At 42.3% G+C, this 26489-nt stretch carries 26 protein-coding genes; 8 read left to right on the forward strand and 18 right to left on the reverse strand.

The window, feature by feature from the left end; genetic code table 11:
* Positions 1–63: 63 nt before the first annotated feature.
* Both MUCPA_RS27210 and xth read right to left on the reverse strand, forming a co-directional pair.
* Positions 64–297, reverse strand: coding sequence for a four helix bundle protein (locus MUCPA_RS27210; RefSeq protein ID WP_008510851.1), 234 nt, complete (start codon positions 295–297; stop codon positions 64–66).
* A gap of 443 nt (positions 298–740) precedes the next feature.
* Positions 741–1514 (reverse strand): exodeoxyribonuclease III, encoded by a 774-nt coding sequence (gene xth / locus MUCPA_RS27215; protein WP_008510852.1) that lies wholly within the window; start codon positions 1512–1514, stop codon positions 741–743.
* Positions 1515–1867: 353 nt separating this feature from the next.
* Here xth and MUCPA_RS27220 point away from each other — a divergent pair, with 353 nt between their 5' ends.
* The 4 genes from MUCPA_RS27220 (at position 1868) to MUCPA_RS37925 (ending at position 4365) form a co-directional block, all read left to right on the forward strand.
* Complete coding sequence (locus MUCPA_RS27220) at positions 1868–2668, forward strand: alpha/beta fold hydrolase (RefSeq protein WP_008510853.1); 801 nt, start codon at positions 1868–1870, stop codon at positions 2666–2668.
* A 29-nt stretch (positions 2669–2697) separates the two neighbouring features.
* Entirely contained in the window at positions 2698–3717 is a 1020-nt protein-coding gene (locus MUCPA_RS27225; protein WP_008510854.1) for a PAS domain S-box protein, read from the forward strand.
* Positions 3718–3980: 263 nt separating this feature from the next.
* A complete protein-coding gene (locus tag MUCPA_RS27230; RefSeq protein ID WP_157543992.1) occupies positions 3981–4166 on the forward strand; it encodes a hypothetical protein in 186 nt (61 codons plus the stop codon).
* Between the two features lie 34 nt (positions 4167–4200).
* On the forward strand, positions 4201–4365 hold the full coding sequence (locus MUCPA_RS37925) for a hypothetical protein (RefSeq protein WP_008510856.1): 165 nt from the start codon (positions 4201–4203) through the stop codon (positions 4363–4365).
* Positions 4366–4519: 154 nt separating this feature from the next.
* On the opposite strand, the gene lpxB is transcribed toward MUCPA_RS37925, so the two are convergent.
* Positions 4520–5656 carry a lipid-A-disaccharide synthase gene (gene lpxB / locus MUCPA_RS27235; RefSeq protein ID WP_008510857.1) on the reverse strand — a complete coding sequence of 379 codons (1137 nt, stop codon included), beginning with the start codon at positions 5654–5656 and terminating at the stop codon, positions 4520–4522.
* A 1-nt stretch (position 5657) separates the two neighbouring features.
* Positions 5658–5912 (reverse strand): hypothetical protein, encoded by a 255-nt coding sequence (locus MUCPA_RS27240; protein WP_008510858.1) that lies wholly within the window; start codon positions 5910–5912, stop codon positions 5658–5660.
* Positions 5913–5948: 36 nt separating this feature from the next.
* Between MUCPA_RS27240 and MUCPA_RS27245 the strand changes: the two genes are divergently transcribed.
* From MUCPA_RS27245 to MUCPA_RS27260, 4 genes are all read left to right on the forward strand, one after another.
* A complete protein-coding gene (locus MUCPA_RS27245) occupies positions 5949–6512 on the forward strand; it encodes a hypothetical protein (protein WP_040626521.1) in 564 nt (187 codons plus the stop codon).
* Positions 6513–6687: 175 nt separating this feature from the next.
* Complete coding sequence (locus tag MUCPA_RS27250) at positions 6688–7248, forward strand: hypothetical protein (protein ID WP_008510860.1); 561 nt, start codon at positions 6688–6690, stop codon at positions 7246–7248.
* Between the two features lie 84 nt (positions 7249–7332).
* A complete protein-coding gene (locus tag MUCPA_RS27255) occupies positions 7333–7899 on the forward strand; it encodes a hypothetical protein (protein WP_008510861.1) in 567 nt (188 codons plus the stop codon).
* 493 nt (positions 7900–8392) lie between these two features.
* Positions 8393–8824, forward strand: a complete 432-nt coding sequence (locus MUCPA_RS27260; protein ID WP_040626524.1) for a DUF4974 domain-containing protein — start codon at positions 8393–8395, stop codon at positions 8822–8824.
* Positions 8825–8952: 128 nt separating this feature from the next.
* On the opposite strand, the gene MUCPA_RS27265 is transcribed toward MUCPA_RS27260, so the two are convergent.
* The 14 genes from MUCPA_RS27265 to MUCPA_RS27330 all read right to left on the reverse strand — a co-directional run bounded on the left by MUCPA_RS27265 (position 8953) and on the right by MUCPA_RS27330 (position 26341).
* Positions 8953–9603, reverse strand: a complete 651-nt coding sequence (locus MUCPA_RS27265; RefSeq protein ID WP_008510863.1) for a suppressor of fused domain protein — start codon at positions 9601–9603, stop codon at positions 8953–8955.
* Positions 9604–9923: 320 nt separating this feature from the next.
* Positions 9924–10907: a fasciclin domain-containing protein gene (locus tag MUCPA_RS27270; RefSeq protein WP_008510864.1), complete on the reverse strand. Its 984-nt coding sequence runs from the start codon at positions 10905–10907 to the stop codon at positions 9924–9926.
* A 2-nt stretch (positions 10908–10909) separates the two neighbouring features.
* Positions 10910–12235 carry a hypothetical protein gene (locus tag MUCPA_RS27275; protein WP_008510866.1) on the reverse strand — a complete coding sequence of 442 codons (1326 nt, stop codon included), beginning with the start codon at positions 12233–12235 and terminating at the stop codon, positions 10910–10912.
* Between the two features lie 29 nt (positions 12236–12264).
* Positions 12265–13311, reverse strand: a complete 1047-nt coding sequence (locus MUCPA_RS27280) for a fasciclin domain-containing protein (RefSeq protein WP_008510869.1) — start codon at positions 13309–13311, stop codon at positions 12265–12267.
* Positions 13312–13339: 28 nt separating this feature from the next.
* A complete protein-coding gene (locus tag MUCPA_RS27285; protein ID WP_008510872.1) occupies positions 13340–14590 on the reverse strand; it encodes a hypothetical protein in 1251 nt (416 codons plus the stop codon).
* Positions 14590–16290: a DUF4397 domain-containing protein gene (locus tag MUCPA_RS27290; protein ID WP_008510873.1), complete on the reverse strand. Its 1701-nt coding sequence runs from the start codon at positions 16288–16290 to the stop codon at positions 14590–14592. Before MUCPA_RS27290 ends, MUCPA_RS27285 begins: the two co-directional genes overlap by 1 nt.
* A gap of 2 nt (positions 16291–16292) precedes the next feature.
* Positions 16293–19673: a TonB-dependent receptor gene (locus MUCPA_RS27295; protein ID WP_008510875.1), complete on the reverse strand. Its 3381-nt coding sequence runs from the start codon at positions 19671–19673 to the stop codon at positions 16293–16295.
* A gap of 236 nt (positions 19674–19909) precedes the next feature.
* Positions 19910–20932 (reverse strand): FecR family protein, encoded by a 1023-nt coding sequence (locus tag MUCPA_RS36450; protein ID WP_008510876.1) that lies wholly within the window; start codon positions 20930–20932, stop codon positions 19910–19912.
* 212 nt (positions 20933–21144) lie between these two features.
* Positions 21145–21777 carry an RNA polymerase sigma factor gene (locus MUCPA_RS27305; RefSeq protein WP_233276803.1) on the reverse strand — a complete coding sequence of 211 codons (633 nt, stop codon included), beginning with the start codon at positions 21775–21777 and terminating at the stop codon, positions 21145–21147.
* A 384-nt stretch (positions 21778–22161) separates the two neighbouring features.
* Positions 22162–22377 (reverse strand): hypothetical protein, encoded by a 216-nt coding sequence (locus MUCPA_RS27310; RefSeq protein WP_169316209.1) that lies wholly within the window; start codon positions 22375–22377, stop codon positions 22162–22164.
* Positions 22378–22619: 242 nt separating this feature from the next.
* Positions 22620–23510, reverse strand: coding sequence for a helix-turn-helix domain-containing protein (locus MUCPA_RS27315; RefSeq protein WP_008510880.1), 891 nt, complete (start codon positions 23508–23510; stop codon positions 22620–22622).
* A gap of 82 nt (positions 23511–23592) precedes the next feature.
* Entirely contained in the window at positions 23593–24411 is an 819-nt protein-coding gene (locus MUCPA_RS27320; RefSeq protein ID WP_008510882.1) for an SDR family NAD(P)-dependent oxidoreductase, read from the reverse strand.
* Between the two features lie 221 nt (positions 24412–24632).
* Positions 24633–25322, reverse strand: a complete 690-nt coding sequence (locus MUCPA_RS27325; RefSeq protein WP_008510884.1) for a DUF4276 family protein — start codon at positions 25320–25322, stop codon at positions 24633–24635.
* Positions 25283–26341, reverse strand: a complete 1059-nt coding sequence (locus MUCPA_RS27330) for an AAA family ATPase (protein ID WP_008510886.1) — start codon at positions 26339–26341, stop codon at positions 25283–25285. Before MUCPA_RS27330 ends, MUCPA_RS27325 begins: the two co-directional genes overlap by 40 nt.
* Positions 26342–26489: the final 148 nt, after the last annotated feature.

Consider the following 26489-nt stretch of genomic DNA (forward strand, 5'->3'; position numbering starts at 1 on the left):
GTAATGGATGTTATATTTGGTAGAGCATGATTCATGGTGACTGATTGTATCTTATATTTTGGCCTATGATCTATTGCCGATTTGAGCGCATGTTCTGAGAAATTGTTCCAAACCTGCTTTAGTTTGGCCATTTAAGCCTTTAGCTTCACCAGGTACGGTAGCGTTGGCCACGAGCATTATTGGGGGAGCAATTACTTTGAGGTTGTCTATTGGAAATGATTTGGTTAGCTTGTTGATTTCGTCAGCTAAGCCCAACGTTTTTTGCCATACGTGCAAAACTTTAAACCTAAATGCCATGCAGTTAATATTAGTAAATTCAATATTAGCAAAATTTAAGTAATGTTCATAGAACGAAAAGGGTTTTGAATGTAGGTAAGCTGGTTGATGATTGGTTGCTTGTACTTAATCGTTAAGGTTTATCAGGTTGTGTTGTTATTTTATTAAGTAAATAGGTATAATACCCATTCAGTTGGTTTGTGGCCGCATTGCAATTAAGTGCCGGTTTCGGATTATGAAAAATTAGTGAACACTTCCAGTAAAACTCATCGTTTCCGTTAGCGATAGTAGCGGATACCGGCCAATGTGGCTAAGGCCCGCGCAGTATGAGCGGAAAGCGCGGGCCGCAGGCAACGGCCTTATTGCGATTTGTTTAGCATAAATTGTTAGGCAAAGGGAACCCATATGTTTGTTGCCAGACAAAAAAATGTTACCTTAATAAAGTTAAGTTCCATGCAAACCTATCAATCCGCCAGTTCAATCCAAACGGGTGCATGGTCGCTTGTTTTTTCCCAGCCGCGTACATTGCGGTCAACCCCGGCGGCAAGCAGGCGGCCGTCCAGTTGGGGGCTAAGCAAAAAATGATCTATGCGTAAACCGGCATCGCGGCCGTAGGCGTCGCGAAAGTAATCCCAAAAGGTATATATCTTTTGGCTGGGATAAAGTTTCCTGATGGCGTCTGTCCAACCCTGGTCAACCAGATCCTTAAAGGCGGCTCTTGTTTCGGGCCTGAACAAGGCATCATCAAGCCAACGCTCGGGTTTGTACACATCCAGCTCGGTAGGCATTACATTATAATCGCCGGTTAATACTACTGGTGTGCCTGCTGCCAGCAAGCTGGCGGCGTGGCTTTTAAGCCTTTCAAACCATTGCAGCTTATAATCAAATTTAGGCCCGGGGGCGGGGTTGCCGTTGGGCAGGTAAAGGCAACCGATATGGATGCCGTTAACTACGGCCTCAATATAGCGGCTGTGCATATCTTCCGGGTCGCCGGGCAGGGCGCGGCCAATTTCTTTAATTTGCAGGTTGCGGGTTAATATAGCTACGCCGTTCCAGCTTTTTTGCCCGTGCCAAATGGCCTGGTAGCCGGCATCGGCTATGGCCTGCTCCGGAAATTTTTCTTGCGGGGCCTTGAGCTCCTGCAAACAAACCACATCAGGCGTTGTTTGATTAAGCCAGCGGAGTAGCACTGGCAGGCGGCCATTAACACCGTTTACGTTATAAGTTGCTATTTTCATGAAAAAAAAATATTCTGAGGTTTATTGGTTAGCCATAAAAATTAAGCCAATAAACAGGTACGTGTTAAAATAAAAATAAAACTTGAAATACAAGGGATTAGCCTGGCTTAAAAATTGATAAAATATAAAGGTGAAAGCGCATATGTTTGATGTTATGATACCGTAAAGGTGTAAGCCATGTAACTGAAAGGGTTTTTTTGTGGTTTAACTTTTAAATATGCTTATCTTTATAAGCAGGTATTTATGCCTATGGTGATTTGCGTGGCCCATTAGTTGCAGGTGATTTTAAGGTCGGCAGCCTGACCTGTGCCCTGTAGAACAATGTTGAAGGTGATTATATTTAACCAATAACAATGGATATAGATGTTTTAAAACGAAACAATGTAAAAGTATTTGGCGAAGGCCAGAACGCCATTATTTTTGCCCACGGTTACGGGGCCGACCAAAATGCATGGCGATATATTTATGAAGCTTTTGCGCCCGATTATAAGGTTGTTCTTTTTGATTTTGTTGGGTCGGGCCAGTCGGACCAATCTGCATATGATAAAGCCAAATATCACAACCTGAACGGATACGCCAGCGATGTGCTGGATATAGCCGAAGCGCTCAACTTAAAAGATGCCATTTTTGTAGGGCACTGCGTTAGCAGCATGGTGGGCATGCTGGCATCGTTGGAGAAACCTGGCCTTTTTAAGAAGCTGGTATTTTTAGGCCCTTCGGCCTGCTATATTAACGATGGTGATTATGCAGGGGGGCTAAACCCAGCTGAGCTGGACTCGCTTTTTGATGTGATGGATAACAACTACCAGGGCTGGGCGAGGGCCATGGCGCCTGCGGTGATAGGCAACCCCGACAGGCCCGAACTGGGCGAGGGTTATACCGCAGACTGGATTATTTACGACCCCGAAGTGGCGCGCAACTTTGCAAGGGCCACATTTTTGTCGGACAACCGGCGTTTTTTACCCCACGTTAATGTACCCAGCCTATCGCTGATATGTGACGAAGATATATTGGCGACACCAGCTGCAGTGAAATACATTAATGAGAATACTCCAGAAAATACGGTAAAAGAACTTGATGCATCAGGCCATTGCCCTCATTTGAGTGCTCCTGTTGAAGTGATTAAAGCGATCAGGGAGTACATACAAAACTAACCCTTGTTAGGGATGGCTAAAGTATCAAAATGGTAAGTACCGAATTTTTATATGACAATATCCCCTGCGGTTACCTGTCATTTTACAACGACGGAACCATCATCAGCATTAACAGAACATTGCTCAACTGGTTGAGGCTGGAAAAGGAGGAGGTGCTTTATAAACAAAAATTTAATAACCTGCTCAGTGTGGGCAGCAGGCTATATTATCAAATGGTAATTATGCCTTTGTTGCTGCGCGAGGGGAGTGTTAACGAAATTAACTTTGATGTGTTAAGTCAAAACGGATCCTTTCCGGTTTTGTGCAATGCCATAACGACAAAATCTGCCGGGGGGAATACCGATGTTATTAATGCGATACTGATTAAGATTACCGACCGGAAAAAGCTCGAAGCTGAGTTGATGACAGCAAAAAAAGAGGCAGAGGAAGGCAAGCGCAGGTTTGAAACGCTTTGCCATATGATACCTAACATTATCTGGACAGCCTTGCAGGATGGTACCATTAACTTTGTAAACGAGCGCTTTTACCAGGAGTTTCGGCTCCGGGCCGAAAAATTGAATAATTTTATCCTCCTCAGGTTATTTCACCCGTTAGGGCGCGATAAAATGATCAAACGATGGGAGGAATCGTTAAAATTTAACACCACATTTGAGGTCGAGATTCAGATTAAAGCCGCAGGCGGGGCCTATTACTGGTACCTGATACGCGCCGTGCCGTATAAAGATATCAGCGGAAGGCTTACCCTATGGTTCGGATCGTGCACCAATATTAACGAGCAGAAGGAAAAGCAGCTGAAGACCCTGGACAGGCTAAACGACAGCTTAACGGAAGCCGGACAGATCATTAAAAAACAGGACCAGCAGCTGGAAGAGATCGGTTACAGCCAATCGCACCTGGTGAGGCGACCCCTGGCCAATATTTTAGGCCTGGTGCAAATTATGGAGACAGAAAACCTGGAAGATATACAGAAGATCTATTTCCCGATGATTAAACAAAGTGCTGAAGATTTGGACGAGATGATTAATGCGATAGTGATTAAGAGTAAATAGGATTTCACCCAACTCTACTGTTTAAACCCGGTGTTTCTTTACAATTCCTGTAGCTCTATTTTACGTTGGTATGACCGTGATACCCGACAGTTTGTAGCATTTAGCAAACTGTTTTGCTAAACCGCGCTATACCCCGAGGCTATTGGTGCCGTATTTAAACGGCTTCAACCACCGCCGTGGTGTTTATTAATAAAATTTAACAGGACTGGCCAGCTTTGGCATTTGATTGGCATAATGCTCATCAAGCACAAAACATATATAGCATGATGATAGTAGCTAACCATGATCCGGAAAACGAAGCAGAAAAAGAGTGGGAAGAACCTTTAAACCCCGAGGCCGCAAGCGATAGCCGCGATAAGGAACAGATTGAGCGCTTATACGAAGAAGCCAAACGCAGAAAAGATAACCTGACTGAGAAGGATCATATCGATAAGGAAAAGAAACAGTAGTTAATAAAAATATTCAACCATCAAACACAATAAAATGAAAACCTACAAGCCAACCTCAGTAAGCAAATTAGTTGACCGTTTCGACAATGAGTTGAAAAGACTTTTAATGGAAGATTTAAGTGCCATCCGCGCTTCGCAGGCTAAATTTATCAATAATATACAGCAAGGGATCAAAACAGACAGCTTATCGGCTGCCTAACTATTATACACATCTACCTATTCTAACATCACCATCTACCTGGTGAAACATTAATCCTGGCTCACAAGCCGGGGTTTATTGTTTTGTAGGTCAATAATAAAATGTGGGCTGTCGTTTACCCAAAGGCATTAATACTTAAACCAGCAATTTTAACTCAACACTCCGGACTAAGTACTCTTGACTTAACAGTAGCATATTTAATAATCAAAGCGGCAGTTTTTGCCGATGCCCCTGGCTTACCCATCCGTACATCCAGTTCATCATAGTTTTTTAGCATCGCGGCGCGATAAGCTTCGTCGTTCAGTAACAAGTTTAGTTCGGCGGCGGCGGTTGCGGTAGTATAATCGGCCTGTATCAACTCTTTCACTACCAGCTTATCCATAATTAAATTCACCAGCGATATAAACCGGATTCTGATAACCATACGCGCTATACCGATAGATACCGGGTTGCCCTTATAAACCACCATTTGCGGTACATGAAAAAGGGCTGTCTCCAGAGTGGCCGTGCCCGAGGCTACAATAGCCGCCCGGGCATTGTTTAATAAATTGTAGGTATTGTTAAACAATACAGGTACCTGTTCTGCTGTCATAAACTGTTGGTAAAACGCCAGCTCAAACGATGGTGCTCCCGCAATTACAAACTGGTACTGCTTAAAATGCGCGGCTACGGCAAGCATATGGGGCAGCAGGTGGCTTATCTCTTGCTTGCGGCTACCAGGTAAAAGGGCTATGATGGGCTTGCCCGACAGGTTGTGGTTAGCTACAGCGCTGGCATCCGGTTTAAATGCCGAAACAGCATCTAACAAAGGGTTGCCCACATAGTCAACCTGCATACCCCATTTTTGATAAAACTCAACCTCAAAGGGCAGTATGCAAAACAGATGATCGACTATCCGCTTAATTTTTAATACCCGTTTTTGGTTCCAGGCCCATACCTTCGGCGATATGTAGTAGCAAACCAATAAACCGTTGGCCTTAGCAAAATCGGCTATCTTTAGGTTAAAGCCGGGGAAATCAATCAATATCAGCACGTCTGGTTGCCAGGCTAAAATATCCTGCTTGCAAGCCTTCATATTGTTTAAAATGGTACGCAGGTTCATCACCACCTCTACAAAACCCATAAAGGCCATGTCTGCATAATGCTTCACCAGATCGCCGCCTTCGGCTTTCATCAGGTCGCCCCCAAAATACCTGAAACTGGCTTGCGCATCGCGTTCTTTAAGCGCCTTCATCAGGTTGGAGCCGTGCAAATCTCCGGAGGCTTCGCCGGCAACAAGGTAATATCGCATATTAAACTTTTAATTTAAATATCATAATGGCTATTACAAAAGTTGTAGTCATTAAACCGTAGCCAACCGAGGGTTTGCCATGACGTATAAAGTAACGCAAAACCAGTAAATTAATAGCTATACATGCTAAATAAGGGATGGCCGGTTTATTCAACAGGACAGCGTTTTTAAATACAACATCAAAAATAAGCCAGGCAAGGGCAGGTAAAACAATGCCGGATAATAATCCGGCTACAAATTGAACTTTTTGATTCATAAACTGTCTATACTACTAAATCACAATCAATTATCGATGAAAAAAATATCGCTTTCAATGTTGTTACTGGTACTTGGCACCGCTGTTTTCGCTCAAAAAAAGCTGAATCCTAAAATTAAGGCCAATTCTGTTATAAATTATACTTTAACTCAAAACGGCCAGGACGCGCCCCTGGTGCTCACCTTTAACAGCCTGGGTAACCCCACAAAATTCGACTGGAATATTGACGGCTATGGCTCCGGTACTTTTGAAATGACCGCCAAAGCCCTGCAAAGCGGTAAAGGCACCAAAACCAATACTCGCGAACCCGATGTGATAACCAAGCTGCCCGACTATCAAACCTTTGCCTGCATATCTAAAGATGCCTACAATGATATGTTAAAAAATCAAACTTTTGAGTACGATGGATTAAAATATAAGGTGGCCCTAAATGATAGCTTGGGCTTTAGGTTAAAAGACCGCGATTGGGATGTAACACGCGTAGTGGCAGTTAACGGCAAAGGCGAAATATGGATATTGAATAATCCCGATTTTCCGCTCATATGTAAAACCAAAGATAACGCCCAGGGGATGGACCTGAGTTTGATTAGCGTGCAGTAAGTTAGAAGCGAGAAGCAAGAGGCATGAAGCATGAAGCAGGAAGCAAGAAGATGCATCTGTTTTTTCGTCCTGCATCTTGTTTCTTGCATCCCCTCTCTTGCTTCCCGCTTCCCCGCCCCTCAAAATGCTTACATTGTTTTAATTTCCAGTTAATATCAACTGCCGAATTTTAGGCATGAAAAAAATCAGCGTTTTGGCCATTGCCTTGTTAAGCGGCATTAGTGTTTTTGCTCAAAAATACGTTCCTAAAATTGATGCCGGTACACAAATGGGCTATACCATATCCATGAACGGCGAAAAGATTAACTTTCTGCTAAACGTAAACAGCATTGCCGATTCAGTAAAAATGACCTGGGAGGTTTCCAAATACGGCACAGGCACCTATGTAATGGCAGCCAAAAGCCTTGAAGACGGTAAAAAAATGTTTATGCAAGCGCCCCAGCCCGACGAGGTAACCAAACTATCGGATGCCGAAACCATGGCCTTCATCTCAAAAACAGCCTTTAAAAGCATGGCTAAAAGCCAAACCATGGAGTTTGACGATTTAACATACACGGTTACAAAAGCCGAAACATCGCCAATTAAAATTGATAACAAAGAGCTTGATGTGGTGCATGCTATATCTGCTGACGGTAAAAACGAAATGTGGATATTAAACAACCCGGATTTTCCGCTCATCTGCAAAACTAAAAACGGTACCCTTGGCGCCGATCTTACGCTCAATTATATTAGGTAACATTGGCTTAACTTTACCTCAGGAAAAAAACTATCAGGCGCCCCTGGCGGATAATCATACCATAAATTTGATTATATTTATCATATGAAGAAGACAATACTACTGGCATTGGCGCTTGTATGCGGCAATATAATTTACGCTCAAAAATTTATACCTAAAATAGGCGTAGGCAGCGCATTAAACTACAACGTAATTGCTACCAATAGCGGGCAGCAAATACCGTTAACATTAAATATCATCTCCGTAAACGAGCCGATGAAAATTAAATGGAATCTGCCCGGCCTGGGTAGCGGCAGTTTTTTAATACCTGTTAAAGCTTTAGAGAGCGGTACCAAAATGCGTTTGGAAGAACCGTCACCCAACCAGGATACCCAATTTAAAGACGATGAAACGCTGATGTTCATCTCAAAAAGCACCCTGGCCGATCTTGTTAAAAATCAAACATTTGCCCTTAATAATATCAAATTTACCGTTAAACCAAGCACCACCGCCTACCAGATCAATAGTAAAGATGCCGATGTTTTCCATGCGGTAAGCGCCAACGGCAAAGCCGAAATATGGATATTGAATAACCCGGATTTTCCGATGATCTGTAAACTAACAGGCAACCCTGGCGGCATCGATTTTGATTTAACTACTGTTAAAGAGTAAACGGCGCAGGCCATTCGCACAATAAAATATAAATTCAAATAACTGGCGTCTCTTAACAAGTGGCTGCCAGTTATTTGAATGCCTTGGGGTAAAATGTCAGGGCGTTGCCTCCGGCCCGTACTTTACACTCATACTGCGCTACCCTTAGCCACAGGGCAGGTATCCGTTTCAATTACTAACGCAAGAAGGGCAGGCCTAACCAGCATTTAGAAATGTAATCAACTCTTTTTAAGCTCGTTGTTTCTCCCCGCAATTATAGGTTTATGTAATTGATTATCACTGTCACGAGCTCCTTTTTTCGAGCGTCACTGCGAGGTACGAAGCAATCTCTACTTAGGCAAATTCGTTCTTCAAAGTCTAATGGTTCATGCCAAACCAAACACGCCTGAATAGTTAATAACCGCCCTATATTAACCTTTCGTTTTTGTAACTATTATAAAATAGTTAACTTTAAACGTCGTCGATTTATGTTTGCCTTATACTAAAAAACGTTATGGATCAAACCGAGGGTTCCTCAATGTTCAAATCAAAAAAGTACACTACGGTGATAGTTGCTACACTTTGGGTATTTATTATCTTCACTACAGGAAGTTTTATTTATTACAATTTGCATAAACCTGTTCAAAAAATACCGTTAAAGAGTCTATCCGGTTTAACAGATGATACCAAAGATGTAAGGCAAACCAAAAACGATTTATTCGTTTTTAACGAGGAAAGTTTACAAACAGTTTTACCTAAAATTGCCAGGCACTACGATATGGAAGTTGTTTTTACATCTTCGGCAATACAAAATATGAAACTGTCAGGATCTTTTTCCAAAACAAAAGATTTAAACCACTTGCTCGAAGTTTTAAAGATCACCCTGGGTGTCCGTTTCAGAGTTGAGGGTAATAAAATATTGGTATTGGCCAATCCGTACCGTTAAAATCCGGCATCAGCTAAATCTTGGCCTTTCCGGTAAAGGTATACCCCGCGGGTAGCGATACCCCTTCTTTGTTGATTACTTTGATTGAGTGCTATAAGGAGACCAATTTCACAGGCACACGATCAATATTAATTATTGAGGTCAGTAATTAATAATGGATTTTCAATCTTTAATCGAGAAATAAAATCTGCTCGGTCACCTTGGGTTTCACATTGTTTAAGCGCCTCATATTGTTCTGTTGAAATTCCAACTATTTGCAAAAACTGAACTTGCCCATGCGCGGTTTCTATAACATTCAATTCTGGGTCGTTCACAAATACGAGTGCTGTAATATCGGTATCATAATCAAGCCTGATGGGGCCTTTGGCATCAATGGTATGGTATTCTTCGAACCATTTGTTATTTTTGAAAACATACTTTGCTAAATTTTGCATTAAGTTTAGTGCCCAAATTTGATCTTCTGGTTTTTCGCTATTTATTTTTTTGATACGAAATGTCAACTCAAATCCCCATTTGCTAAACTCTTCGCCTGCACTTTCTTCATCATAATACAATTCTGAAAAACCGTAACTTACAATGTGGAAATGATTAGCTTGTTTGGCACTTTCATAAATGCTTAACCCATCCAGTGGCTCTTCGCCGCCAAGCATATACTTAATTACTGTTCCATAATGTTTAGGCTCTTGTTTAGGATAAAGTTTTTCAAATTCATGGTCAATTGCAAGCCAACCTACTGCATCTTCATCAGTAAATTTCTGCTTGTATTCCTCCTTTGTCATATGTGTTTAGTTCTTAATATAAAACTAACAAATTTTACTACAGAAAAGCCCGCAGAGCTTAATCTTAGGGCTTAATTTTTTTTGAATTAAAGTCCCATATAGGATATTGTGTGGTGGCCATTTAATGGCTAATTACAAGTCCGAACTGTGCCTTGCCTGCCTGCCGTTAACACCGGTTAGCCATGTAAGAATGAGGTCAGGTTTTACATTCGGGCCCGGAGCAAGGGCTTATCGCGCATACTGACATATAATTGTACGTTCTGTTTAAATTTATTCAAGAGTGTTAATAAACACCCTTGAATACCAATGGCTGCTTACCATCAATTTTTTAAAGTTTCCTGAATGCTATGCAATATACCGTTACCGGCTATAATATCGCTTTTATCAATCTCTATATTCCCCCCGTTTAAATTTCCTCTTATCCAGATACCGCTATATCCCCCCGCTACAGTTGAATTTTGCTTCAATGTAATCGTATTAACGGTACCGTCAAGCATGGTTTGTGAGGTAATATTTGTAGCATCGGCAATCAAAATGTAATCGTAAACAAAATGCCTGTCGGTTGCAATGTGGGCTTTAACCAATCGTTGTAACACTGCCGGGGCCGTTTTACTTATCTGATCCAGAGTAGTGTATCCTGCATTGATCATTGCGGCGTTATTTGGCGCAAAAATGGTGTAGTTACTTGTGCCGTTTATAGTTGGGAGCATGCCTGCAGAAACAACTGCCTGATAAAAAAGGGTCATAGTCTGGTCGTCGGCAAGTGCGTCACCTAAGGTAGAATAATTGTAAGGTATAAGCACTTTAGCTAAAACATTGATCAAGCCATTGGAAGCCTTCACGTTTTTGGATATTACCCTTACCCCATTGAACGTTACTACCGTGTCCACCCCCTTAATCCAGCGGGTGACCAAAAACTTGTTACCGCGCGAACTTACATCCTGATTAAATTTTAACGGAAGCTTATTAATGTCAAGTGCACCGTCTAAGATATGGTAATAGGAATAACGTGTAACAGTGGTAACATCACCTGTTAAAATACTGGAGTTTGCTGCCGCGTTTGTTGGCGCTAATACGGTGAACGGGCCATCCTGCTTTAACAGGATATCGCCCCCTGACCGCTTGAGTGCCGTATTGAATATTGATAAATTAAAATTATCTAACAATACATAGGTTATCCTATTGTTATCCACCTTAATTGTAGTACCGCTTTTTGTACATGATGCCAACACCAATGAGCTTAGGATATACAAAAAGGCAGATCTTAAATTAAGGGTAAAGAAGTATTTTTTTTCTGTTCTCATTTTTAACGTATTTTAAAACCTTTCGGAATAAGCAAATGGTCCACCGCGTGGATGGGGCCCATCAGGGTATAAATGTCGGCCTCGGTTATGGTGGCGGGGGTAGCTTCAGAGCCTTTTACCCTCATCTGTATATTACCACTGGCATTGCGCGAAAAATCAAAAGGTACGTAGTATGTATAATTAGGGCCCGTAGCCGGCGGATAAGCCAAGCTGTTAATTATAACATAGTTTTGCACTATGCTGTTATCCAGTATATTGCTGTACATAACCGGAGCATTATAATCACCATAAACACTGGTATAAGGCGAACCTGGAAAAATCGCGCCAGTATTATATAAACGCATTCCCCAATAACAGTGATAAGTTAGTAAAGAATCAATAGCATAAAAGCCGTATAATGTCTTGTTATTTCCGGTGCCTGTTACAATGGTTGGCTTCCCGCGCCTGGCAAATTTTTTCAGATCATCAAGTGTGTTAAAACCTGCTGCTATAAACGCGTCGTTGGTAGGTAAAAAGGCGGTAGTAAAGTAAACGTAGTTTTGGGTGGATTTAGGTGTCCAGCTAAATTCTTTATCAAACGGCACGGCTCTGTTATTCATCACTCTGCCAACTTTTGTTATGGTATCGTTTGCCAATTGATCTGAATAGGTTAAAATAGCCAGGAACATGCTAAACCGCGGATCGGTTTGAATGATCTGGAGTATATTTTTAGTGGGTTTAAAAACCATGTTATCCAAAAAAAAGATGCACCCATCTTTTGCCGTTGCTGATTTGCCGCTGCCAGCCACTTTACCGTTTACATATGTTTTACCATTTTTTAATTGCAGATACTGCTTATAAACATAAGGGACAAAAGTGGCGCCAGTATTGAGCGTGGTAGTTGAGGTTACCTTTAATGGCGCGCGTGTTAAAAGGCTGTAAGCAATATAATTCTCGTTCGTTGCTGCCAAGGTAGCCGGCGTAATTCTTTCGCGCAGCGTATAATAGGTAAGCAACGTATCCAGGTCCCGCACGGGCATGCTCTGTATTTTAGCCGCATCGTAGCCACCGGCCTGTAAAGCGGCATCGCTTAGGGCCAGTACGGTAAATTTAGCTTGCCCAGTAGTGTTCAACGTTCTGATCAGCGAGTCCATATGGCTGCGTTGCCATGCCTGGTAAAACAGTTTGGCATCAGATTGCGCCAGTGCCTGCCGCCAGGTTGTGTTCAACGTATCCTGGTAAGGTACCTTTTCGCCTATGGGCGGCGGTGTAAACTCCTGTTTCTGGCAGCCTGCTAAACCTAATACGGCCAGCAAACAAGCTATCATATATAATTTAAAGTTTTTCATATTTATTTGTCTTTGTTATTTCCTAAAAATTATTGTTTTAAGGCGTCTGCAGGGCGCGCAAATGCACCATCGCAATTATGCACAATGCCATTGTCGCAAAGATGATCCATATTTATAACAGGAAACGAATAGAGGTTTAATTTGTAGGACCATCCACCGGCTGTATTAGATAGAGTTAAATAATTGGTCTCAATTTTAAAAATACTATCGTCATTCCTAACGGTGAATGTAGTGGACAGGTCACTATTGATGCTTACAAATTCGCTAACGTCGGTAGAAAAATAAAATTTGTTATACAAAATATAGGCGCCAAAAAGTCTCGGTCCGTTGTATTTGGTTGGGTCCAACGCGTCAACGGCGGCCTGGGTTATGCCGGCAGCTATAAGTACTGTATTATTGGGTGCATAAATAGTAAAGGGCCCTGTAGTTGCCAATTCATCCCAAAGGCCGAATTTTTTTAGTCCGGATACAAATATGCTGTAATTGGGGCGGGCAGCCAGCCAGGCCTGTACGGTTTTGCCCGGGTATTGTTTTATTACTTTACTAAGGGCATGTAAAGTACCGTTGGCTAAATGGATATTTGTGCTGCTTGCAAGGCAGCCGTCAAAATAATATTTATTATACACTGTACCTGTTAGGCCCAGGTTGGCAGAAGTTTCGTACAATTTAGGGCCGGCAAGCGTTTGATAGCGTACATCTACCCCGTTTACCGGCATATTGGCTGTTGTTAAATCGCGGGTAATAATATGGTAAGCCATAGCCTGGCGCAAACTATCGCGGTTAAGCTTTTTAAAATCGCTTGGAAATTGAATACCCAATGCATTGAATGCCGCGTTGGTAGGCGCCAGTACAGTGAATGGCCCGGGGCCATTTAATGTTTCGGTAAGGCCGGTATAATCAATGGCGGCATAAAACAGGCTGTAATCAAAATTATTTCTTAAAAAGTCGGCTGCCGGCCGTATGTTGTCGTTGGGTGTACTTATATTATAGTTATCGTGTTTACAGGCTGCAAGCAGCATGCAAAATACGATCGCTAAATACGCTGTGTATTGTTCGACTGTTTGTTTTATTTTCATGTTTTAATGCTTTAAATTTTTTTTACGCTTAAAAGGTTGGTGCCGGGTATTTGCGTTGTACCGTCATGAGGTAAACATTGCTATTGATAACTTCGATGGTATTTATAGTAGCAAAGGTTTTTGATTTTAGAGTGCCCGATGCTATGTTGACCAACATATTTGGTACCATGGTGGCGTTCTGGAAATAAGTATTAGCCGTTAACGTGGTAGTTGTTAAGGTTCCGTTTAGTAAACAGTTCACTGCTGCATAATTACCATATGTGGAATAATTGACGTTAGTACCGACAGTTCTGTAAGGGGTATTCATGATATCTAAACCCGGGGCCAGAAAATCAAAACGCTGCCAAATATCCGTTTTAATACTATCGGCTTTAGGCGCTACCCATATGGGGAAACTAACATAAGGGTTTACCTGGCTGCCATCGGCATCCCGTATCAACCGGCCGATATATTTACGGTCGTAATTCGTAATTACCGGAGAATTTGTTGGGTTAACTGGTGTTACCTGCCCGTTATAAATGCTCATGTAAATATTCATTTCATCTTTAACGCCCGATTTAAATGAGCGAAGCAGATTAGCTCCACCAGTGGGTTTCTGGCTTTCATCAGCCTGCCAATAACCCTTGGAACTATAATTATAAAAATTGACGTAAGCCAGCGTATCGGCAAGGGGCAGCTTTTGAAATGTTTCCTTTCTAAGAATAACCCCCTTCTTTTTAGTAACATAATCCCTCTGCAACACATGGAGCGTATAAACTTCCTGAGCATCCAGATTAAGGGTAGTGTCTAACAACACATCTTGTTGCAATTGCCTATCCAATTGGAAAAAAGGGATCTCGTTGTACGGGCGATAAAAAAACATGAACCTTAATTTACCCGATGGCATTTGAGCCCAGCTGCTCAGGTCGAACCCGTTCAGTATCGGCCCTACCAGCACATTGGCCTTACTCGGATATTCGGGATTCTGCAACGATGTACTGTTACCTGAATGCGATGGATAAGGCGGCGCATAAGGCGCCCGCTTATCCAAAAAATCGGCTATAACATCACCGCCGGTTGGTGTACCGTCCGAGGCCAGTACCGGGTTGATGATCATGCAGAGGTCCGGGTATTTAGCGAGCTTATCGGCATAATTTTGCGTATAGTTCAGATCGTTAAAAACCCGCACATACGCCGGATTGTTGATGGTAGTGTACTCTACCTTTTTACAGCTCGCAATGGCTATCATGATGCTAAAAGCTACAAGCCAGGCACCATAGTTAATGTTTTTTCTGCTCATTATTGGTTATGTTTTACTACGATTATTCTTTCTTTATCTGCGGGCACCGCATTACCCAGCCGCCCGATAAGGGCAACACTGTAAAATCCGGGTTCGCTGTTAGGTACCAACCGTCCGGGTGTTGTGTATAATGCACTGTTGGCTACAAAGCTGCTGCTATTCAGCACCGCAATGTCCATAGCCCAGGTTCCGGGAACTGCATTAGGGGTAGAACGGTAAGGAAAAATTTGATAGGCAGGGTTATCAGGAAGGTACGAACCGCTAATAGCCGAACCTGCCGTGCCCAGCGTGAGGTTATTAGCGCTACCATTGTAAATTTGCCCGTTTGCAAGTGTAAAGGTGAAATAGGGTTCATCGGGCGAAAAATTATAAAAACGTTTGCTGAACGGAAAATCACCAGTAAAATCGTTAAGCACCAGTAAAATTTGAGCGTTGCCTTTGGTATCACCATATAACCAGGCCGTATAGTTTTGCGCAGCCCTAAGCGGTTGGGTAACTGCGGCCAATACCTGCCCCGATGCGTTTAAGGCTTCAATCTTATAATCGCCGGTTGTGTAAACCCCGTAAGGCGATGCCAGGCCGAAAGCTATCTGGCTTGCCAGTTCTTTTCCGTTTAAACGGAAACTAACGGCACCATTACCTGATAGAGCATTCACCCCTTGTAAACGGCAATAGCTGTTATTGGGCTCCTCGTTCACATCGGTAATTACATGATAAGCGTTTTGATAGAGACCTGCCGAAACACTGGTTGCATCTGATAAATAATTGAAATTGTATGGCGTAACAACAAGGCTGTATACACCGCCTGGCTGGTAAGTTCTGATAGGCGCGTAAACCAAATTGGTGGTGGTATTTGCCGGGGCTTTGCCCACATCAACAGCGGACGTAGGCGGATGGATTACCAGGGAAGTACCTGCTCCCGGTATCTGCCTTCCGTTCGGCGTAAGCATTCTAAACTGATAGGTACCGTAAGGGAGTTCAATATAGTCGGATGTTCTTTGCGTTGTTGTAATGTTAGTGGTAGCAGGCGAAACAGGAGTGCCATCCGCATAAGTGAGCGTTATAGGTCCGGTCAGGTCTTCCTGCACTGCACCTGCCTTAAGCGCCGATGCAAGCGGCGCCGGTGATGTTTGGATAGATTCGCAAAAATTGGCTATCCTTACTTTAAAATAACCGGGCTTTGAAGGTGGTACTATGGATCGTTCTACGGCTGCGTAGAGCGGCGGCTGACCGCTAATAAAACGAGTACCGGCAGCGAACAGATAATAATCCATTGGCTTGGCAGCATCCGGCTTAACCGAAAATGCAGGGGGAACGACGGTACCCACGTAAGGCGACGTCAGATCTTTGGTGAATCCAAATTTCAGATCTATGGTGCCATCAGCTTTAAGAAGATCCAGCGGGATAGGCCAGATGTTTTCGACCCCGAACTTGTTTGGAAAATATTCTTTGCCCGTGTATTTAACATCGCTACTCAAATAACTCGAATCGGTTAATTGCACGCCGTTGGCATTTACCTGGCTATATAGCCAAAAATTAACAATCCGGGAAGATGATGCCGGGTGGCTGCCTTTAACAAGGCGGTTATCCTTTACTACATCGGGGGCTATTTTTTTACAGCCGGCAAAACCTATGATTATAGCCAGGCTAAAAAATAAAATATAGGTTATTTGCTGGTAACCTGATAATAATTTATTCATCGTTAATAGAGTTTATAAGTGAAACCAAACATTATTTCACTGCCTTTATGGTAACTACGGTTAATGTATTCGTTGCCGTACCATTTGCCTCCGGTGTTGGGGTCGGCATATACCGTTTTAACAGCAGGGTTTAGAATGTTTTTAGTGTATCCTTTAAACAGCAAGCGCTTGGTAAGCCGCTGGCTGAAAATAAAATCAAGCACAGGTACAGGCTGGGTATAAAGATCGGGTTCGCCGGTTAAGTTAATTTGCACCAAACGCTCACCGATCTCATTAAAAGTAACTGTAAGATCTGTGCCTGAGCGGGTGTTATTGTAATTTATCCAAGCGTTGATGGAGTAAGGGGCCTGCTCAAATAAGGGGCTGTTTTTAGGTGTATAACGATCGAGGGAGCGGTTGGCTTCATAGCGTTCGGTCGATTTTTTGATATCGCTTTGCGCCAGCAATAAGTTAGAACCGAGGAAAATATTGTGCAACCGGTCCCATAGGTTCCCCAGGTTTTTCACTACCTCTAACTCGATACCGTATACCTTGCCGGTATTAGGGTCATTTTGAAACTGTATGGTCGGGAACTCGGGGTAAGTTGCAGCGAGGCCATTGGTTTTAAGATTAAATACTTTGATCAGCTGGTTTTTTATTTGTTTGCCGAATACAGATACAGCAAACACTTCTCCTTTATCAGGAAACCATTCCCAGCGAAAATCTAAACTCTTGCCAGATTGATTTACCAGCTTAGGGTTACCCACTACCAAACCTCCCTGGAAGGCATCAAACTCAAAAACATTGGTTAGCTCCCGTAATTCGGGCCTGGCCAGCGTGGTATTGAAGGCTGCTCTGAAGTTCATATCCCCGTTTAGGGTATACGTAGCATTAGCCGAGTAATACGGGTCATATTGGGTTTTATAATTGGCATTAGGGTTAATAAATACCGGCGGCAAATTGGTAACCTTAGGATCGATAAATACGCCCGATGTATCTACCGATGAACCGATATTGGTTACTTCAAAACGTACACCGCCGCTTAAACGCAATTTTTTTGTCACTTTGAAATCCAACATGGCATAAAGGGCGTTCGTTTCGTAGTAACCTTTGTAGTTATTGGGTGATTTTTGGCTGTTATATAAAAACCCCGGTATGGGTGCCGCACCCTCGCTCTGGCCGGCGGGTATGGGTTTAGTGCCGATAATGTCGTTGCTCACTAAACGGTCAAGATTACCCTCTGTATAATAAAGCGGGGATTGTGCACCCGGAGTATAATTGGAGCCAGGCAGAAATAAAACATTCTCGGAGTAATCGCGCTTCCTGAAAAGATAATTTACCCCTGTTTTAAACTCCTGGTGAAGGCCTAATAACTTAAACGGTATGGACAGATCGGCCTTATAATTATAGTTGGTTTCGTCCAGGGTACGCCAGCGCCTGCCATTCGGATCGGCCTGAATTGTACCAAAGGCTCCAAATCCGTTTACATACCCAGAGGCCAGGGCATATAAATGCGCCGTATAAACAGAATTAACGATGCCGCCTGCACGCGGCATATAATCAATTAAATTTACGAACCGATAATCGGGGTTATTTTGTGTTGACTTCGAGGTTGACGCATTGTAACTTAATCGTGGAGAATACTCACCATTAAAAAATTTATGCTCGCCCTGCAAGTCGAATGTGTTTAAAGTACGGTAAGTTTGTTTTAATGAATATACTGTACTACCAACTGTACCTGGCAAAGCGGCATAATCATAACTTCCATTCAAACTTGTTGCTTCGGTTTCGCCCCCCCAGCTGCCTAAATATTGCATACTGATTTCGTGCCTTGGAGAGAAACGGTAAGTAAGCCCGCCCAGTACACCATAATTAAGGGTCTGTACACCTGTATTTTCTTTGTAGGTTTGGTATTTACCCAGGTTTAAATTATTGGGGGTAATGTAATTGGGTATGTTACGCGGACTGTAAACATCCGGATTGCCGGTAATTACACCCTGGTAAATACTATACTGGGTTAAATCGCCATTACTGATCTCGGTGGTGCGACTATAGTAGTTGCCTGCCAGTATAACCCCCAATGTATGCTTTTTGAAAACATTATAACTATTACCGTAGCTTATGGTATATAACTGGTTTAGTGGCGCGGCAATTTGGTGGGTTGTAAGCACCGGATCAAAGCCTTGCATTATGGTGTTGATGCGTGCCACTTCCTGGTTGCCCCCGTTAGTATGATTACTGTTAGCAATCACGCCCTGTATCTGATCTACCCCACCGGGATATTGAGTAGCCAGCGCTTTAAAATCATTACTCAGGTTTTTATTATTGATCCTGGTACCAAAGGGGCCCATATCACTATTCGTAAAACTATGATAATTGCCGTTGATGCCAATATTGGAATTCAATCCAGACTGGGCCGTTACTTCAAATATCTCAGCATCGGGCACCGATTTGGTTTTTAATTCGATAATACCTGCTGATGCGTCCGCCGGTTTATCGGGCGTTACGGTTTTGTAGATCGTGATGTTTTCGAGTAAGGCGGCCGGAACAAGATCTAAAGGAATGGCGCTCCGGTCGGGATCTGACGACGACAGGCGCGCACCGTTCAATTCGCCGATCACACTCCTGTCTCCCAATCCTCTAATGGCCACGTACCTATCGTCTGTAACGGTTACCCCGGTCACTTTTTGCAAAGCCTGGGTAGTGGTTATACTTCCTGTTCTTTCGATCTGCTGGGCTGATATACCGTCCTGAATGATAGCGGCATTTTTACGCTCTTCTAAAACTGCTACTTCAGTATTAACCCTCTTCCGTGCCTGTACGGTTACCTCGCTCAGTTGGGTTGAAGATCTTTTTAGATTAATAGACAGTTCTTTATGGGCCGCATCTATTTTGATTTCTTTGGTTTGATACCCGATATAAGAAACCACAAGTACCGCACCTTCCTCAGGAACTTTAATGCGGAAACGTCCATTAACATCGGTCAAGGTTGCTAACAGGCCGTTTTTAAGCCTAATACTTACACCAATTAAGGTCTCTTTACTATTTTCATCAACTACAATACCGGTAATGTTTAATGGCACGGCTTTAATGTCAACAACTATATAGCCTTTTACTATTTTGTAGTCTAAATTTGTGTTACTTAGCAATTGCTCAATAGCTTGTTTAACCGTAATGCCGTCGGCAAGCAGTGTTACTTTTTTAAGATTATCCTGAAGAGATTGTTCTCTGAATGAGAACAGGGTATTACTTTGTTCACCAATTATTGACAGGCCCTGGGCAACAGAAACGTTTTGAAGCCGGAGGTTTATTTTTTGATCAAGATTTTGGCTCTTTACATTACTGGCGAGCAGCATACTCATGAAAATAAGCTGTACCGAGATAACAATAAAAGAACATTTCATAATAAATGGTATTGAAGGATATCGTTTTGATCCTTTTTGCATATTTTTGAACATTACGGGTTAGTCGCCGCAAGGCGATAATCTGTTAAATCCCGTATCCATCAGGATACGGCTTGCTGTAAACCGGGAGGACGTGGAAATTCACACGGTTTATTTGTAAAATGCGTTCCCCGCCTTTGGTGGGGAATGTTATTTGTAATAGTTAGTACATACTCAATCCTTTCTGAAATAAGCGGTTAATTAATAGTGACTTTTTTTCCCTTTATCACATACTTAAAGTGACCGGTAGCGCTTAATACATCCATTACATCCAATAAGGGCGATTTTGATTGCAAGACTATACTGATACGGTCGGTGGATTTTTTGACGTTTAGATATTGAAACTTAACATTATACCACCGTTCAAGCACATCTGTTATATCTTTTAACGGCCGGTTTTTAAACACCTGTCTGCCGTCTTTCCATGACAGTACATCATAAATTGCAATAGTGCCTAATATGCTTTTTCCCTCGTTATAAGTTACTGTTTGCCCCGGCGTAAGGATAGCAAGCGATTGATGGTTGTGGCCCCAATAACGGTCAACCCTAACCTTTCCCGTTGCTACGGCTACTACAAGCGGTTTGTTGTTAAATGCCTCTATCTTGAATGATGTGCCCAACACCCTGGTTTGTACAGTGCCGGTGTGAATAACAAATGGCTTAAGCGGATTTTTAGTTACCTGGAAAAATGCCTCTCCCTCCAGTTTGACTTCCCGTAAATCACCAGTAAATTTTTCCGGAACGGTAAGCTTACTGCCTGCACCTAAAAAGACTTCAGATTTATCGGGTAAAATAATTTCAGATCGTTGTCCGTACGGATTAGCCATCTCACGCATAACCATCAACTGGCTTTTTCGGTATCGTATAATGCCGTAACCGATACAACTCATCGTCAATACAAGCCATACTGCAGCATGTGAAAGAAATCTGCGGTTTTTGCGTAACCAGATTACAACAGGTAATTGGGTTTCCACTTGATGATCTGAAATTTGAGTAGTACCCGCTTTTTTATGGAATTTACGCAATTGCTGATCGAGATGGCTCTGATCGGTATGATCTTCGGGAGTGAGGCCCGTCCAACTCTCTTCCAATACCTCATCAAACAGCTCTTGTACATTTGGAAGCCCCATCAATTTTTTAACTTTCTCCATTTCCTGCGGAGTGCATTGTTGATTGAGGTATTTCCTGATCAGTATTTTATTGCTGTTTTCTGAGTCCATTATCATAGTGCTTCCATCATAAAAACACCATTTTAGTTAAGCACCACCTACGCCTGAATAAAAAAAATTTAAAAAATAATTTGGGGAGAAACAATGCGCGGTTTAGGTGCCAACTATTTTAGATAAATGCACAAACCAAACGAGGCCACAAAAGCGAATTTGCAGTTCCAAGTCTTAAAAGATGAAATGTTAAAGGCTAATTATCTGGGATGTTAGGGAAACAACAATGCAATAATCAGAATGACAATATGGTCAGCATATTCCTTGAGATGCTTGCGAAAAAAGTTAAGCGAAGCCACCATATAATTTTCGACTGTGTTTACTGAAAGATCGAGTTTTTTTGCAATTTGAGCATAGGTCATGTTTTCTTCTCTGCTCATTCTGAAAACTTTCTGGCGTTGGGGGCTTAGTTCACTCAGCTTTTTCAAATATAGTTTTTGAAGGTCGTCGTGTTTAAGCGTATCATCAGCGGCGCCGGGGGCCTGAATAATTTGAGGTATAAATTCGTCTATCGTTATTGTATCAAGTATTTTTTTGCGGTGATGATTGAATATTGCATTCTTAACAGAACGTTTAAGGTACGGTTGTATGTCACCCTCTAATATGATTTCATTTTGCTTTTGCCAAAGCCTTAACAACACATCCATTGTTAGCTCCTCGGCAATTTCAAAATTCCCTAAAATCTTATAAGCGTAATTAAATAGTGATTGATAATACCTCTTAAATAAAATATCAAATGCGCCTCTTTCCCCGTTGCGGTGCTTAGCTAATAATACTTTATCTGGCAAATTCTGAATTGCTCTTGACATAACTAACCCGCAAAATTTTAACAAAAGTAATTGCAAAGGGCCATTTTCAATATTAACCCAATATTAATTTTTCAAATCGGCTATATCAAAACAAATTTTAGGTTTCGGCCAAAACTTTGAAGAATCTTAACTGAAAACACGGCAGCATATTCGGCCCCAACTTTTTTATTCACTAATGGTCATCATGCTGATTAAAAGCTCGAACTATATCTAACCCGATTATCCTGGTGTTAATTGGAGGAAAAACTTAATAGTTAAAACGATAATCCACTTTTGCAAAGTATCGCTTTTAACAAGGGTTGTAAATTACCGCAGAGTTAAATATTTTGTTTCGTCGACAACGAAGTATTCACCCCAACGAAGTTGACATGGATGGTCTATACCGCAAACCGATCTTATCATCTCCGAGAACGGGGAAATTTATTTTTGCCATTCACGCATAACTAAAAATTTAATACCACCGGTAAAGGTTGTATGATGACCTTTAGCTAAAACCATTTTAAGATAGCAAATTATCTTGTCGGTGTCAATCATCGACATGACTTGAACAGCGACCTTTGAGCTTTTTGAAACCTTTGCACAGATGTTGCTTAAACTTATTTTATGGGTATTAGCTTGATGATCTGATCCTTCCACCACAGGGCAAATCCGGCCCGGTGTGCAAGGTTTCAAACGTCATCCTTGTTTTTCCGGTCGGCCGGATTGAATGCGCGCAATAACGCTTGGGGAGTAAGGCTAAATTTACTCCCAATGTGGGCTCAAGCTTGTAGCGTGTGTTTTGACAGCCGATAGAAGCGGCCTATATTCGTTTCATCGACTTATTAGGGCAAACACGCCATAGGCGTGCATTAGTGTTTGGTATAATTTAACGGCAATACCTAATTCAAACGCTGCTTTTTAAATTGCATCGGGCTAAGGCCAACTTCCTGCTTAAATAAGCGCGAAAAGTACGACATGTTTTCAAATCCCAAATGGTAAGCAATTTCGGCCACGCTTTGATCGGCCCCAATCAATAAATTTTTGGCTTCAGATATCAAAAAAATATGGATCAGCTCGATGGCCGTTTTTCCGGTTTCCTGTTTCAGCAGGTCGCTCAGGTACCGGGCTGATAAATTGAGTTGCCCGGCCATCAGGTTGACAGATGGCAGCCCCTTAGTTTGTAACAGGCCCTTGCTGAAATAGGCTCCAAGAGCCTCGTTAAATTTAGAAACCGTTTTGCCCGAAAGGCTGGTGCGGTTTATAAATTGCCGCTTATAAAAGCGCTGGGCATATTTTAGCATGGCACCAATGTTGGTTAGCATCAGCTCGCGGCTAAACTCGTCCTGGTTGTTTTGGTATTCTGTTGATAAGGCATCGTACAGCGCCCAAATGGCCTGCTCTTCCTTTGGCGAAAGGTGCAGGGCCTCGTTGGTTTCGTAATCAAAGTAGTGGTATTCCTTAATTTCCGAATGCAGAATGTGCCCGGCCAAAAAATCCTCATGCACAAAAATTAAAAAGCCGTTTTCTTCCATTTCAAGCCCCGTCATCTCAATTACCTGCCTTGGTTTCACAAACATCATGGAGCCGCAATCATGATCATAGCGGGTACGGCCATATTTAATAACGCCCGATTTAAGCTTCTTGAAGCCAATCATATAAAAATCGGAGGTAAAGGCCCTGTCGCCAATGCTACAGGTTTGGTTACACTGGTATATGCTGATTAAGGGGTGCTCGGGTGGTGGAAATCCGTTGTCGCGGTGCAATTCGCTTAAGTTTTTGTAGTGCTTCATGAGGAATGTATTGAACAAATGGCATTCGTGCTAATTTAAGCACCAATGCCATTTGCCGTATCGGGTTAATGTCATTTATTTTTTAGTGGCCGTGGGCATCTGCCGAAACATCTTTCCACTCTTCCCATAAGGCCAACCTTTGCTGGTAAGTTTCTTTTAATGCCGGGTAGGCAATTTTGCCCAAAAGCAGGCGCAGCGGCGGGTTGGCGCTGTCAACTACTTTCAATACCGCGTCAACAGTAGCTTCGGGTTTGCCCCAGCTATCGGGTGTGGCGGCCTCAAAAAAAGCTTGTTTAACAGGTGCATAAGTATCTGTAGCTTCGGTTTGTATAGCCGACGCGCCCGACCAATCGGTTGAGAATCCGTTAGGCTCAATTAGGGTAATGTTGATGCCGAAGCCCTTCACCTCTTGCGACAACGTTTCGCTTAAACCCTCAACCGCAAATTTCGAAGCGTTGTAAAGCCCAAGCACCGGTAAGGTAGCCAGCCCCAGGAAACTGGATAGCTGAATAATGTGTCCGCTTTTTTGTGCCCTCATCAGTGGTAATACAGCCTGTGTCATCCACAGTAAGCCAAAAAAGTTAGTTTCCATCTGGTCGCGGGCCTGTTGCTCTGTGGTTTCTTCAATAGCGCCAAATAAACCGTAACCTGCGTTATTAATCAGGACATCAATTCGACCAAAGTGCGCGTTCACTTTTTCAACCACTTTAAAGCACTGCTCGCGGCTGTTTACATCTAACTGAACCGGTAAAATAGCGTTGCCATACTTCGATACCAGGTCGTTCAGGTCATCCAGGTTTCTGGCGCTTGCAGCTACGTGATCGCCGCGTTTCAAAAAGGCCTCGGCCCATAGCTTCCCAAAGCCGCGTGAGGCTCCGGTTATAAAAATTACTTTTGACATGATTGTTTTTCTTAATTATTTATAACACAAAGCTATGTCCCCTGCCCCTGGAAAATTTATACAAATGGGGGATTGTATAACACAGATTTACGTGAAACACGCCATGGCGCTGTGGCATTAAAATGGTGGCAGTTGCGTAGGTGGTTGTACAAGTGCTGACATGAAGCGGAATGTGTCCGTTTGCCTTACTCAAGACACACATTTGGGTATTGAAATAGAATTTAAGCTTCCAGCAATTGTATCCATCTGTTAAACCGTGGGCATTTATTCCGGATATTTTGCAGGCCAATTGACTGAGAGATGATAGCGGCGTAAACTACTTTGTTATAGCCAATAATTAATCTGTTGAGACGATAAGATGGAGCGTTATCAGGAGTATCGTTGATCAATTCGGGGTTTGGAAACTGGTTGAGCGTGTTAATGAGTTCCGATTTATCACTAAATTCATCGGCCCCTAAATTATCCTCAAACGCTTGTATATTATTAAAAAGCAGACATTCAAATTCATGCAGTTGAATATATGGGATAAAACGGCTCTGCAAGGGGGGCGAAATGGCTTGCAGCATTGAATTTTCCAGATGAGTAATTCTACTGTATTTATCTGATATCTCCAATGATCCATCCCAATCAGGAAACTGATGTTTCGGCTGGATCCCATAATAATCAATCAATGTTGTAACTATCGCTTCCTGATCCTGTTTTAAATGATTCTCAAGTTCCCTTTTCAAAGCCTGCCATGGAACTATGCCACCTTTCGACTTTTTTATCAATGGCGTATGCAAAAATATTCCAATTGGATTAAAATAAGCTTGAAGAACATCTTTGCAAAATTCTTTTTCAGTTGGCCCTTCACAAACTATAATAATTCTTCTCACTGAGGCTGGCCCCCCTCTATTACATTTCTTTCCCATAGGTCGCCTACAGCGTACTCGTCCAGCCACAATTCCAATTCTTCTTTTTTTAGCCTTGTAAATTTACTTTCTCCGTTTATTTGGTCCACGGTAAGCACCTGCTCCGGCTCAAAATGATTGACCAGATCGGACGATTGGGTGGCAATAATTACTTGTGTGCCTTTTGCAGCCGCGCTTTTAATCATACCCGACAGTTTCGCTATCGCATAGGGATGAAGCCCCAACTCCGGTTCATCAATAATGATGTTGCCAGGTAAGGCTGGCTGCATAAACAGTGTTGTTAAAGCAATAAACCTAATCGTCCCGTCGGATAAATCACTTGCCCCATAAACTGTCGACGAGTATTTATCCCGCCATTGTAATTTCAAATACCCTTCAGTATTGGGTTGGAAATAAAAGTCAGAAAAATAGGGCGCTATGCTTTTAATCGTCTTAATGATGCGGTTATAAACTATAGGGTAACGGTTTTGTATTCCATACATAAAAGCGGCCAAATTTTCGCCTCTTTCGTACAGGTAGTAACTATCGTTTCCAATGTGGCTGGTATTATTGAACGGCGAATTTTTGCCTGTATCATGGAAATGATATTTCTTTAAGCCATCCAGCTGTTTTCTAATTATTTCTCCTCTATTCCAAGGGGTAAGCTTAATCTGCGCTTCGGATTTATGATCGTCAATATTTAACTCTTCACCTTTGTTCCACAAACCTTCCCGTGTAAATATCAATGAATCTTCGCCGCGTTGGGCCCGAAACGAATATCCATCCGCCTGGTTATTGAAAGATATATGTACAGCAATTTCATTTGTGGTTTTAGCTCCCTGGTGAAGCATTTTTTCTATACCACCGTTTAAAGCTACATACGTTTTTAAGGTTTGATGATAAGCCTGGTTTAAAAACTCAAAGAAAGACAAGAAATTACTTTTACCTGCACCATTGCCACCTATTAAAATGTTAATGGGTAAAAGCTTAACGTTTACGTCTTTAATGGATTTGAAGCCTCGTATGTTGATGTAATCCATAGCACAAATTTAACAATAAAAAAATACGATTAAGCCTGGTATTTTTTATTAAAAAAAGCGAGCCGAATTACCCGAACGGCAAATTAGCAAGAGATATTATAATTTATTAGGCACTCCTTCTATGGCAAACACAGGCTCCCAAGCATCC

Source organism: Mucilaginibacter paludis DSM 18603 (assembly GCF_000166195.2).
Classification (GTDB): Bacteria; Bacteroidota; Bacteroidia; order Sphingobacteriales; family Sphingobacteriaceae; genus Mucilaginibacter; species Mucilaginibacter paludis.

Coding starts and splice junctions, on each gene's coding strand:
- MUCPA_RS27210 (WP_008510851.1), bottom strand. CDS start 297: ATGGCATTTAGGTTTAAAGTTTTGCACGTATGGCAAAAAACGTTGGGC.
- xth (WP_008510852.1), bottom strand. CDS start 1,514: ATGAAAATAGCAACTTATAACGTAAACGGTGTTAATGGCCGCCTGCCA.
- MUCPA_RS27220 (WP_008510853.1), top strand. CDS start 1,868: ATGGATATAGATGTTTTAAAACGAAACAATGTAAAAGTATTTGGCGAA.
- MUCPA_RS27225 (WP_008510854.1), top strand. CDS start 2,698: ATGGTAAGTACCGAATTTTTATATGACAATATCCCCTGCGGTTACCTG.
- MUCPA_RS27230 (WP_157543992.1), top strand. CDS start 3,981: ATGATGATAGTAGCTAACCATGATCCGGAAAACGAAGCAGAAAAAGAG.
- MUCPA_RS37925 (WP_008510856.1), top strand. CDS start 4,201: ATGAAAACCTACAAGCCAACCTCAGTAAGCAAATTAGTTGACCGTTTC.
- lpxB (WP_008510857.1), bottom strand. CDS start 5,656: ATGCGATATTACCTTGTTGCCGGCGAAGCCTCCGGAGATTTGCACGGC.
- MUCPA_RS27240 (WP_008510858.1), bottom strand. CDS start 5,912: ATGAATCAAAAAGTTCAATTTGTAGCCGGATTATTATCCGGCATTGTT.
- MUCPA_RS27245 (WP_040626521.1), top strand. CDS start 5,949: ATGAAAAAAATATCGCTTTCAATGTTGTTACTGGTACTTGGCACCGCT.
- MUCPA_RS27250 (WP_008510860.1), top strand. CDS start 6,688: ATGAAAAAAATCAGCGTTTTGGCCATTGCCTTGTTAAGCGGCATTAGT.
- MUCPA_RS27255 (WP_008510861.1), top strand. CDS start 7,333: ATGAAGAAGACAATACTACTGGCATTGGCGCTTGTATGCGGCAATATA.
- MUCPA_RS27260 (WP_040626524.1), top strand. CDS start 8,393: ATGGATCAAACCGAGGGTTCCTCAATGTTCAAATCAAAAAAGTACACT.
- MUCPA_RS27265 (WP_008510863.1), bottom strand. CDS start 9,603: ATGACAAAGGAGGAATACAAGCAGAAATTTACTGATGAAGATGCAGTA.
- MUCPA_RS27270 (WP_008510864.1), bottom strand. CDS start 10,907: ATGAGAACAGAAAAAAAATACTTCTTTACCCTTAATTTAAGATCTGCC.
- MUCPA_RS27275 (WP_008510866.1), bottom strand. CDS start 12,235: ATGAAAAACTTTAAATTATATATGATAGCTTGTTTGCTGGCCGTATTA.
- MUCPA_RS27280 (WP_008510869.1), bottom strand. CDS start 13,311: ATGAAAATAAAACAAACAGTCGAACAATACACAGCGTATTTAGCGATC.
- MUCPA_RS27285 (WP_008510872.1), bottom strand. CDS start 14,590: ATGAGCAGAAAAAACATTAACTATGGTGCCTGGCTTGTAGCTTTTAGC.
- MUCPA_RS27290 (WP_008510873.1), bottom strand. CDS start 16,290: ATGAATAAATTATTATCAGGTTACCAGCAAATAACCTATATTTTATTT.
- MUCPA_RS27295 (WP_008510875.1), bottom strand. CDS start 19,673: ATGAAATGTTCTTTTATTGTTATCTCGGTACAGCTTATTTTCATGAGT.
- MUCPA_RS36450 (WP_008510876.1), bottom strand. CDS start 20,932: ATGGACTCAGAAAACAGCAATAAAATACTGATCAGGAAATACCTCAAT.
- MUCPA_RS27315 (WP_008510880.1), bottom strand. CDS start 23,510: ATGAAGCACTACAAAAACTTAAGCGAATTGCACCGCGACAACGGATTT.
- MUCPA_RS27320 (WP_008510882.1), bottom strand. CDS start 24,411: ATGTCAAAAGTAATTTTTATAACCGGAGCCTCACGCGGCTTTGGGAAG.
- MUCPA_RS27325 (WP_008510884.1), bottom strand. CDS start 25,322: ATGGGAAAGAAATGTAATAGAGGGGGGCCAGCCTCAGTGAGAAGAATT.
- MUCPA_RS27330 (WP_008510886.1), bottom strand. CDS start 26,341: ATGGATTACATCAACATACGAGGCTTCAAATCCATTAAAGACGTAAAC.